Origin of the sequence: Cobetia marina (genome assembly GCF_001720485.1) — a bacterium.
Classification (GTDB): domain Bacteria; phylum Pseudomonadota; class Gammaproteobacteria; order Pseudomonadales; family Halomonadaceae; genus Cobetia; species Cobetia marina.
Window position 1 is genome coordinate 1,888,098 of record NZ_CP017114.1, and the last position, 9,544, is coordinate 1,897,641.

A 9,544-nucleotide genomic window follows, 5' to 3' on the forward strand; every position below is an offset into this window, starting at 1 on the left:
TGCAAGGAGAGCGGGTCTGTCTTTCTCTGACCTGTCTGCTCTGATCTGTCTACCCTGACCTGTCTGGTGCTATCGGTTGAAAGCAGAGCTGTTGAAAGCAGGACTGTTCCAGCTAGCGCCATCTCGAGAGGAGGGCAGAGACCGGCCGCTGCCAATCATGGCGAGCAGCGGCTGGCGATCTTCTGACAGCTTGCCACGATCAGGCCGAGTCTGGGCCTGAGGGAAGCATCAGTTGCCGGCAGCGGGATTGGAGGGCTTGGTCGGCTTGTGGCCGATGATCTGACCGCTGACGCCGGATTCAATCACTTCAACCTTGCCGCCACGATCGAGGAAGGCTTGCATCTGGGCTTCCAGCGAGGCGGATGTTTCAACAGCAGCGGGTGCTTTCTTCTTGGCAGCAGTACGAGTGTTGGCCATGCGGGACTCCGTTCCGAGACGTGAGGGGTGGAAGAGCATGATAACACGACTGCGTTTTTCCTGCTTGATCGCGTCAGAAGTAATTAAGAAGTGGTGATTTCGCTGCGTGATATGTTCGTGATGTCGTGAGACGACAGCGGCGCTGTTGCGATCACACCAACACAGAGATGCCAGCAGACAGTGAGTCAGGGCGTTGAAAAGTGATCCAGGCGGCGACATCTCCTTCTTCACGTTGATTCTTTTCATGATGCAAGGAGAGCTGGCATGGCGAACACCTTTGACGGCAACACCCGAAGCTACGCACTCAAGTCCGATTCCGCCGATCTGGCGCCATGGAATTTCGAGCGCCGTCAGCCGCGCCCGGATGATGTGGCCATCGAGATCCTGTATTGCGGTGTCTGTCATTCGGACCTGCACGTCGGCCGCAATGACTGGGGCTTCACCCAGTATCCCATCGTGCCGGGTCACGAGATCGTCGGGCGAGTCACCCAGGTCGGCGATGATGTCAGCCAGTACAAGGTGGGTGACATGGTCGGTGTCGGCTGCATGGTAGATTCCTGCCGTGAGTGCAGCGCCTGTCACGAGGGGCTCGAGCAATACTGCCTCGAGGGCATGACCATGACCTACGGCAGCCCGGATCGCCACGATGGCAGCCTCACGCAAGGCGGCTATTCCGACAGGATCGTCGTCAGCGAGCGCTTCGTGGTGTCCATCCCTGACAAGCTGGACCCGGCGGTGGCCGCGCCGCTGCTGTGTGCCGGTGTCACGACCTATTCTCCGCTGCGCCACTACGGCGTGAAGTCCGGCGACAAGGTCGGCGTGATCGGCATGGGTGGCCTGGGCCACATGGGGATCAAGTTCGCCAAGGCGATGGGCTGTGAAGTCACCCTGTTCACGCGCAGTGAAGCCAAGGTAGCGGAAGCGCGCGAGAATGGCGTCGATCACGTCATCGTGTCCAGCGACGATGAGCAGATGGCCGCCGCGACCGAAACCTTCGATTTCCTGCTCGATACGGTACCGGTGCCGCACGATCTCAACCCCTACCTCAATACCCTGAAGTACGACGGTACCCATATTCTCGTCGGGCTGGTACAGGAGGTGGACCCCGCACTGCAGGGCGGCAATCTGGTCATGAAGCGTCGCGTGCTGGCGGGCTCGCTGATCGGCGGCATGCCGGAGACCCAGGAAGTGCTCGATTACTGTGCCGAGCATGACATCACCTGCGATATTGAGATGATCGACATCCAGAATATCAACGAGGCGTGGGAGCGCATGCAGCAGGGCAAGGTGAAATACCGCTTTGTCATCGACATGCAGAGCTTGAAGAACGCCTGACACCTGTCGTCATACCATGCCAGGTCTGGTGTGGTGGCATGAAAAAAGCCCCCGGTATCCTTCTGGATGCCGGGGGCTTTCGCGTCTGTCATGTCACAAAATTGTGATGGGGTGATTCCCGATCGAGGCGAAAACGCGTATAAGAACGCGATGAAAACGCCAAAGAGAATCCAGCCGCTCATAGATGACGGACTGGTCGATGAAGTGCTTCGCCCCTTGATGAGTGGTAAGGAAGCCTCGGTCTACGTGGTGCGCTGCGGAGAAGAGATTCGCTGCGCCAAGGTCTACAAGGATGCTGCCCAGCGCAGCTTCAAGCAGGCCGTGCTCTACCAGGAAGGCCGCAAGGTACGCAACAGCCGTCGTCAGCGGGCGATGGAGAAGGGCTCCGGTTTCGGACGCGATCAGCAGGAAGCCGCCTGGCAGAACGCCGAGGTGGATGCCCTCTATCGTCTGGCCGATGCCGGTGTGCGCGTGCCTCAGCCATACGGCTGCTTTGACGGTGTGCTGCTGATGGAGCTGGTCACCGACGACGATGGCAATGTGGCACCGCGCCTCAATGATGTCTCGATGTCGGCGGAGCAGGCGCGTGAAGACCACGCCTTGATGATGCATTATATCGTTCGCATGTTGCATGCCGGCCTGGTGCACGGGGATCTGTCCGAGTTCAATGTGCTGGTCGATGACTACGGCCCGGTGATCATCGATCTTCCGCAGGCGGTGGACGCAGCGGCCAACAACAATGCCAAGAGCATGTTGGCGCGCGATGTCGCCAACATCACCGCCTACTATGCGATGTTCGCTCCGGAACTTGCCCAGACTCGCTACGCTGATGAGATATGGGCATTGTTCGAGGCCGGTGACATGGACCCGGATGTCGAGCTGACGGGTCTCTTCGAGGATGACCCCGAGGCGCCGGACGTGGATGCGCTGCTCGAGAACATCATGGCCGCCATGGAAGAGGAGCAGGAACGCAAGGCGCGTCTGAAGAGTGCCGAAGACGGCGATGATGACTAGATGCTGAACGGGTGGAGCGCCGGACATCAGGCCCGGTGATGATGCCTTGAGACACGACAACGCCGCTTCATCGTGAAGCGGCGTTGTCGTGTCTGGCTAGCGGAGGCTTCAGGCGGGGTCGACGGCGTGCTGCTCGGTCTCCGGGTCGTGGCGACGGTGACGCAGCTCGATGCCCTTGAGCAGATTGCGCAGGATCTGGTCCTTGCATTCGCGGTAGTGGCGATGGTCCGGCTTGCGGAAGAAGGCGGACAGTTCCGACTTGGTGATCATCTCGAAACCGGCCAGCGCCAGCAGATCCAGCATGTCATCGTCCTTGAGCTCGAAGGCGATCTTGAGCTTGCGCAGGATCAGATTGTTGTCGAGACGCTTTTCCGGTGCGGGCTGAGCACCCTCGCGCTTGCCCCGGCGCACGTTGATCAGGCCATTGAGGAAGCTGGCCAGATCGATGTCCTTGATGCGCTGCTGGGCATCGTCGTCATCGCGCTTGAGCCAGTCACTGACCTGGGCGCGGGTGACTTCGTGGTCGGCGGCGGCGAAGGTGTTGATCATGTCGCTGTCGGAGAGATTGAGTGCGTAGCGCAGGCGACGGATGATGTCGTTGTTGGTCACGGGCGTGGGTCCGGTCTTTGAGGATGTCTTGAAGTTGCGTGGCGCGCCATGCATGGCGTCAATGGCGCGCAGCATACCAGATCAGGGTGGGGTGCCGCTCCATCCCGGCGCGCTTCCCGGCCGGGGTGGCAGGCAGGGCGTGAGTCAGGGCGGCAGGCAGAGCCGCGAGCCGCCTTCGGTGATCAACGCCCGGGCGTCGGGACATCCTGATGACTGACGTCTTCGTCTTCCGCGGTCTCGCGTGCTTCGGCGTGATCCTCCGCGTCAGGCTCGGGCCTTTCATCGACGTGATTCGTCTTCTGGTTCGGGGTCAGTGCCAGCTCCGTCAGCAGCGGGAAATGATCGGAGCCGAAGGCTTCCATGCGAGCCACGCGCACCACGCTGAAATGCCGGCTATGGAAGAGGTGGTCCAACGGCCAGCGCAGCAAGGGAATGCTGGCATGGAAGGTATTGAACATGCCACGGCCGACGCGTGGGTCCAGCAGGCCGGACAGTTTGCGGAACAGGCGTGTGGTGCGAGACCAGGCCACGTCGTTGAGATCTCCCGTCACGATGATGGGCTGCTCGCTCTCGGCCACGCTCTTGGCCACGATGACAAGCTCCGCGTCTCGTTCACTGGACTCCTCGTTTTCGGTCGGGCTGGGCGGCGCGGGATGCAGGAAATGAGCGCGTATGCGATCGCCGCTCTTGAGCTCCAGATGGGCATGCATCGAGGGCACGTCATCTTCGACCAAGTAGTCGATGCTGGCGTCGTGCAGGGGCAGACGAGAATAGACATGCATGCCGTAGAGGTTGTCCAGCGGGCACTTGAGCGTATGCCGGTAGCCATGCTCCGGCTCATCTCCCTCCAGGACATCCAGGCGGCTTTCCCACCAGCCATCGGACTCCAGGGTGACGAGAACGTCGGGTTGCTCGCGCCTGACGATCGCCAGCAGGGCGTCGCTGTCGTGGTTGCTGGTCAGCACGTTGGCGGTCAACAGACGCACATGACGTGCGGGGTCACTGTGCTGCGCGACGCCCGATTCACAGCGGGCGAGCCGGGTGTAGGGAATGATCCACTGCGCCTGGTAGATGAGCCCTGCCAGTGCGATGAAAGCCAGCGTTAGCCGCAGTCCTGTCGAGAGCTCGCCGACGAGAAGGTCGGCCACCAGCAGGGCCGCCCAGAGTACCGCCAGCTGCAGGCGGGGAAAGTCCATGATGCGGACGGACCAATGCCGCAGGCGCGTGAGTGGCAGCAGGGTGAAGGCTGCCATCAGCAGTGTGAGTACGCCGAGTAGCGTGGGGATCATGGGGGCTCCGGTGACAGGAATGGGGCGGGAAATCAAACGCTCAAGCGTCAGACATGGTGGCGACATGCCTGACACTCAAGTCAGGACGCTTTACTCACGAGGCAACCCGTCGCTGACGCCAGAGACGCGCGATCCATTGCCAGCGATTGATCAGCAGGGCCATGAAGATCAGTCCGCAGCCTGTCATCTGGATCAGGGTCATGCGCTCTCCGAACCAGGCCGCCGACATCAGGGCCGCCCAGACCGCTTCGAGCATCAGGATGACCGAGGCATGGCTGGGCGTGGTCAGGCTCTGTGCGTAAATCTGCAGGAAGAAACGCAGGGTGCTGGCGATCAGAGTGCTGGCCAGAAACCAGCTCAGGATGTCGAGACTGATGCCGGCCGGCCAGCTTTCGCTGATGGCCGACAGCACCAGGCAGGTGACGCCGGTGGTCATCAGCTGGATGGCCGTCAGCGGCAGGGCCGGGATATTGCGCACCAGACGCGAATTGAAGTTGAACACCAGGGCAAACAGGCAGGCAGCCCCGAAGATGAGCCATTGTGCCGGTTCGATATGAAAGCTTTCCGTAGCGCCGGGTTGTCCCATGCCCAACAGAGCGAAACCGAGCAGGGCGGTGGGCAGGGCGATCCAGGTGCTCATCGGCGGCCTGTCCTTGAACAGCAGGCGGGCGAGCACCGGTACCATCAGAATCCCGAAACTGTTGATGAACGCGATCACGCCGAGCTGCTCGGACAGTGCCACCCCCAATGACCAGCAGGCCATGGCACCGCCAAACAGGACGCCGACTCCACTGGCGCGCAGCTTGCGAGTAGTGGAGAGCTGTCTCAGCGAGCGAGCGTCGAAGATCGCCAGGATGAGGCCTGCCAGCAGGAAGCGACTGCCGATGAACAGTAGCGGAGGCATACCGGCCATGGCTTCCTTGGAGAAGATCCAGCCTGCGGCGGCGATGATGGTGACCAGCAGAAGCAACAGATCGGCCTTGAAAGGCGAGCGTGAAGGCGTCGTCTCGGTAGTGGTGCTCATGGGGTGGCGTCGGTTCCTTTGGGCATGGGAATGTCTGATCTCTATCCTAACAAGCTGATACAGGCGGTGCTGTCATATATCGGAACTTGCAAATTCAACAATGGAGCTTGAATTCCGTGGCAGGATAAGCCTAATGCAGAGGGAATCGATAGCGTTGCAGCGATTGATCTCGCGGCTTTTCACGAATGCAGGAATGGTGGTCAGGAGGCTGGATGGCGACATCGTCGCAGGACACGACATCGAAAGATCATGGGCATGAATCCGGACACGTGCATGCGCATGATCATTCACACGGTCATCACCATGGCCATTCACACGGCCATTCACATGGTCATGGACATCATGACCATGCACCTGAGGTGACCGCTGACAGCGAAAGGCGGGTCATGCTGGCGATGTGGCTGACCGGCGGGTTCATGCTGGCGGAGGTCGTCGGCGGGCTGGTGGCGGGCTCTCTGGCCTTGCTGGCGGACGCCGGCCATATGCTCAGTGATACCGTGTCGCTGGCATTGGCGTGGGGCGCGTTTCGCCTCGGACATCGCGCAGCGACCCGCAAGCTGACCTTCGGCTATGCGCGTTTTCAGGTGCTCGCCGCGTTCGTCAATGGCCTGACATTGCTGGTCATCGGGGGCGCGATCGTGATGGCTGCCCTCAAGCGCCTGTGGCTGCCGTCTGAGGTGCTGGCAGGGCCGATGCTGGCGATTGCCGTGCTCGGACTTGTCGTCAACATCGCGGCATTCTGGATATTGCACAAGGGAGATCAGGACAATCTCAATCTTCGCGGCGCCCTGTTGCATGTCATGGGCGACCTGATGGGTTCGGTGGCGGCCATCATTGCCTCGCTGGTCATCATGACCACCGGCTGGAATCAGGCCGACCCGTTGCTGTCGATGCTCGCAGCGGTACTGATACTGCGCGGTGCCTGGTCGCTGGTGAAACGCTCGGCGCATACCTTGCTGGAAGGGACACCGGAGCAACTTGACCACGAGGAAATCCAGGCGGGTCTGCTGACACTGGAGGGAGTGGATGGCGTGCATGATCTTCATCTGTGGGGCCTGACGCCTCAATCCCCGGTTGCCAGCCTGCATGTGGTGGTGGCCGATACCGGCATTCCCGGCGAGGTGCTTGAGCGGGTCCAGGCCTATCTGCTCGATACCCATGCGATCTCGCACGTCACGGTGCAGCTGGAAGGCGAAGCCTGTCTGCAGGGCTGCGTGTCTCGTTGATGGAGACGGCTGACGGCACGCAGACAGGACAATTGATGCCGGCGCTCGTGCAGAGCCTGGGAGCCTTCTGACGCAAGACGCCCCGCTGAAAAGCGGGGCGTTGTTGATTGCAGCCCATGGGCTACCTGACCTCGTGACATCGATGCCTCGAGAGCTCAGAGCTCAAGGACGTCGATGACGTGTCACCTCAGTGCTTGGCGACATAGACGGTGCGGATGTTCATGAAGGCACCGAAGCCATATTCGCTTTGCTCACGACCATAGCCGCTGCCTTTGACACCGCCGAAGGGCAGTTGGGCGAAGGGCGTGGTCGGGCGATTGACGAAGCTCATGCCGGCTTCCAGCTGACGCGAGACACGCTCGCCGCGCTCGTCGTCCTTGGCCACCACCGTGCTGCCCAGACCGTAGGGGCAGTCGTTGGCGAGCTCGATGGCATGTGCCTCGTTGTCCGCGACCACCACGGAAGCGACCGGGCCGAACAGCTCTTCATTGAAGGCTGGATTGCCCTGGGTGACGTTGGTCAGCACCGTCGGCGGATACCAGGCACCCTCGCGATCCGGAATTTCGCCACCGCATTCCAGCTTGGCGCCGGCTTTGATGGCACGCTGCACCTGATCATGCAGGTCATCGCGCAGGTCCTTGCGTGACATCGGACCGATGTCGACCCCTTCGCTGAGCGGGTCATCCATGCGCATGTCCTTCACTTTCTCGATCAGACGTCTGGAGAAGTCCTCGGCGATCGACTTGTCGACGATCAAGCGCTTGGAGGCGGCACAGCTCTGGCCGGTATTGTCGAAACGTCCGGCGATGGCGAGATCCACCGCGCGCTCGATGTCGGCGTCATCCAGCACGATCAACGGATCGATACCCCCCAGTTCCAGCACGCTGGGCTTGAGCGCCGCACCGGCCTGCTCGGCGACCTTGCGGCCTGCCTCTTCGCTGCCGGTGAGAGTCACGCCCTGCACGACAGGATCATTGATGATGTCTTCGATCATCTCCGAGCCCACCGGCAGCCAGGTGAAGACGCCATCTTCGAAACCGGCCTCGTGGAACAGCTGGGTGATCAGCTCAGCGCAACCCGGAACGTTGGAGGCATGCTTCATCAGGCAGACGTTGCCACCTGCCAGTGCCGGGGTCGCGAAGCGGATGACCTGATAGAGCGGATAGTTCCACGGCATCACGCCCAGCACTGCGCCGATGGGGTCCTTGACGATCTTGGCTCTGACGGCACCCTCGACGTCGCGCTGCTCGGTTTCCATCAACGTGGGCAGGTTGTCGGCGTAGAAACGCGCGATGCTGGAGGAGATCTGTGTCTCGCTGATGCCCTGCTGATACGGCTTGCCCATCTCATGGGCGATCAAGGTGGCAATGTCCTGCTGGCGCTGATCTATCAGATCTGCCAGTGCGTGCAGACGTTTCGCACGTTCTTCCAGCGAGAGCTGACGATATTGCGGATAGGCAGTGCGCGTCTGTTCCAGTTTCTGCTGAACCTCGTCCTTGCTCAGCGTGGCGTATTCATTGAGAACCTTGTCATTGGCCGGATTGGTCGCGGTCAGTGTCTTGTTGCTCATCTTGCCTCCCTATCTGGGTGCTGGTTCAGCGAGTGGCCGAGCGGCGAATATCACATGAGCGACATCGACCTTGGATCAGCCACCTCATTGGCTACACGACAAGAACTGGAGATGCCGCCGCTGACCTTCAAGAGCCGAGGTGATCGATCTGGCGTCATCTCAGTGTTGCCATTCGAGCACGCGCGTCCCCCTTGAAACGTCACAGGCTGCGTCCATCGAGCCTCGCAAGCCTGCCGCACGGGCTGCCGGCATGCGACAATGGCCCTCTGGTGTCCGGGCGCGGGAAAGCGTCTCCCCCCGGGCCATCGACATGAGTGCAAGCGTCACAAGGAAGAGGAAGTCAGCGTGTTCAACAATATTCTGGTGGTGTGTACCGGCAATATCTGTCGCAGTCCGGTCGGTGAGGCACTGCTGAAGCAAGCGTTGCCGGGCAAGACGGTTCACTCGGCGGGTGTGGGCGCATTGGTCGATCATCCTGTCGAACCCACGGCGGCTAGATTCGCTCTCGAGTCCGGTCTGGAGGTTGATGGGCATCGTGCGCGGCAGGTATCGGTCGAGATGTTGACGGCGGCGGATCTGATTCTGGTCATGAGCGATGGTCATCGTCGTGCCATCAACCAGATGGCCCCGCAAGTCAGTGGCAAGACGATGATGTTCGGCCGCTGGCTGGCGGGGGGGCAGGGCGAAGAGATTCCGGATCCCTATCGCAAGAGTGAAGAGGCCTTCCGGCACGCGCACCAGAAACTCGTGGACGCTGCGGCGCTGTGGGTCAAGAAACTGTCGTAACCAAGGTCCAGCTTTTGTCGAAATCCAAAAGATGACCTGTATAGTTTTTAGAGAGAGGCTAAGTGCGATGCGCTTAGTCTCTTTTTCATGTTGGTACAGTCACCATGGGACTGATCTGCGAGTACCTCTTGATCCAAGATCCTGAAATTTTGACTGTTTCAATGGATCGAATTCTCAAGCGTGGAAGGAACGTGAATTTTTGTTACGTTCCATTCGACGCAAGGCATAACGTATCTTTGTGTAACTGATAATTTCACAAATTTACAATGGTGCC

The 9,544-nt window shown here is 60.4% G+C and carries 9 protein-coding genes; 4 read left to right on the plus strand and 5 right to left on the minus strand.

Going from position 1 to position 9,544, the window contains the following annotated elements:
- Positions 1-228: 228 nt before the first annotated feature.
- A complete protein-coding gene (locus tag BFX80_RS18290) occupies positions 229-648 on the minus strand; it encodes a hypothetical protein (RefSeq protein WP_240499715.1) in 420 nt (139 codons plus the stop codon).
- A 33-nt stretch (positions 649-681) separates the two neighbouring features.
- Between BFX80_RS18290 and BFX80_RS07995 the strand changes: the two genes are divergently transcribed.
- Together BFX80_RS07995 and BFX80_RS08000 are read left to right on the plus strand one after the other, a co-directional pair.
- On the plus strand, positions 682-1,752 hold the full coding sequence (locus BFX80_RS07995; RefSeq protein ID WP_077375804.1) for an NAD(P)-dependent alcohol dehydrogenase: 1,071 nt from the start codon (positions 682-684) through the stop codon (positions 1,750-1,752).
- Between the two features lie 150 nt (positions 1,753-1,902).
- Positions 1,903-2,766 (plus strand): PA4780 family RIO1-like protein kinase, encoded by an 864-nt coding sequence (locus BFX80_RS08000; RefSeq protein ID WP_084208521.1) that lies wholly within the window; start codon positions 1,903-1,905, stop codon positions 2,764-2,766.
- A 108-nt stretch (positions 2,767-2,874) separates the two neighbouring features.
- On the opposite strand, the gene BFX80_RS08005 is transcribed toward BFX80_RS08000, so the two are convergent.
- The 3 genes from BFX80_RS08005 to BFX80_RS08015 all read right to left on the minus strand — a co-directional run bounded on the left by BFX80_RS08005 (position 2,875) and on the right by BFX80_RS08015 (position 5,688).
- On the minus strand, positions 2,875-3,375 hold the full coding sequence (locus tag BFX80_RS08005; RefSeq protein ID WP_077377281.1) for a YehS family protein: 501 nt from the start codon (positions 3,373-3,375) through the stop codon (positions 2,875-2,877).
- Between the two features lie 182 nt (positions 3,376-3,557).
- Positions 3,558-4,664, minus strand: coding sequence for an endonuclease/exonuclease/phosphatase family protein (locus tag BFX80_RS08010; protein WP_077375811.1), 1,107 nt, complete (start codon positions 4,662-4,664; stop codon positions 3,558-3,560).
- Between the two features lie 94 nt (positions 4,665-4,758).
- On the minus strand, positions 4,759-5,688 hold the full coding sequence (locus tag BFX80_RS08015) for a DMT family transporter (RefSeq protein WP_084208522.1): 930 nt from the start codon (positions 5,686-5,688) through the stop codon (positions 4,759-4,761).
- A 386-nt stretch (positions 5,689-6,074) separates the two neighbouring features.
- Here BFX80_RS08015 and BFX80_RS08020 point away from each other — a divergent pair, with 386 nt between their 5' ends.
- A complete protein-coding gene (locus BFX80_RS08020; protein ID WP_240499716.1) occupies positions 6,075-6,914 on the plus strand; it encodes a cation diffusion facilitator family transporter in 840 nt (279 codons plus the stop codon).
- A 187-nt stretch (positions 6,915-7,101) separates the two neighbouring features.
- On the opposite strand, the gene BFX80_RS08025 is transcribed toward BFX80_RS08020, so the two are convergent.
- Positions 7,102-8,484 (minus strand): NAD-dependent succinate-semialdehyde dehydrogenase, encoded by a 1,383-nt coding sequence (locus BFX80_RS08025; RefSeq protein ID WP_084208524.1) that lies wholly within the window; start codon positions 8,482-8,484, stop codon positions 7,102-7,104.
- Between the two features lie 345 nt (positions 8,485-8,829).
- Between BFX80_RS08025 and BFX80_RS08030 the strand changes: the two genes are divergently transcribed.
- Complete coding sequence (locus BFX80_RS08030) at positions 8,830-9,270, plus strand: arsenate reductase/protein-tyrosine-phosphatase family protein (protein ID WP_077375822.1); 441 nt, start codon at positions 8,830-8,832, stop codon at positions 9,268-9,270.
- Positions 9,271-9,544 lie beyond the last annotated feature (274 nt).

Excerpts from the sequence above, each read along its gene's own strand:
- BFX80_RS07995 (WP_077375804.1), top strand. The coding sequence starts at position 682 with ATGGCGAACACCTTTGACGGCAACACCCGAAGCTACGCACTCAAGTCC.
- BFX80_RS08000 (WP_084208521.1), top strand. The coding sequence starts at position 1,903 with ATGAAAACGCCAAAGAGAATCCAGCCGCTCATAGATGACGGACTGGTC.
- BFX80_RS08010 (WP_077375811.1), bottom strand. The coding sequence starts at position 4,664 with ATGATCCCCACGCTACTCGGCGTACTCACACTGCTGATGGCAGCCTTC.
- BFX80_RS08015 (WP_084208522.1), bottom strand. The coding sequence starts at position 5,688 with ATGAGCACCACTACCGAGACGACGCCTTCACGCTCGCCTTTCAAGGCC.
- BFX80_RS08020 (WP_240499716.1), top strand. The coding sequence starts at position 6,075 with ATGCTGGCGATGTGGCTGACCGGCGGGTTCATGCTGGCGGAGGTCGTC.
- BFX80_RS08025 (WP_084208524.1), bottom strand. The coding sequence starts at position 8,484 with ATGAGCAACAAGACACTGACCGCGACCAATCCGGCCAATGACAAGGTT.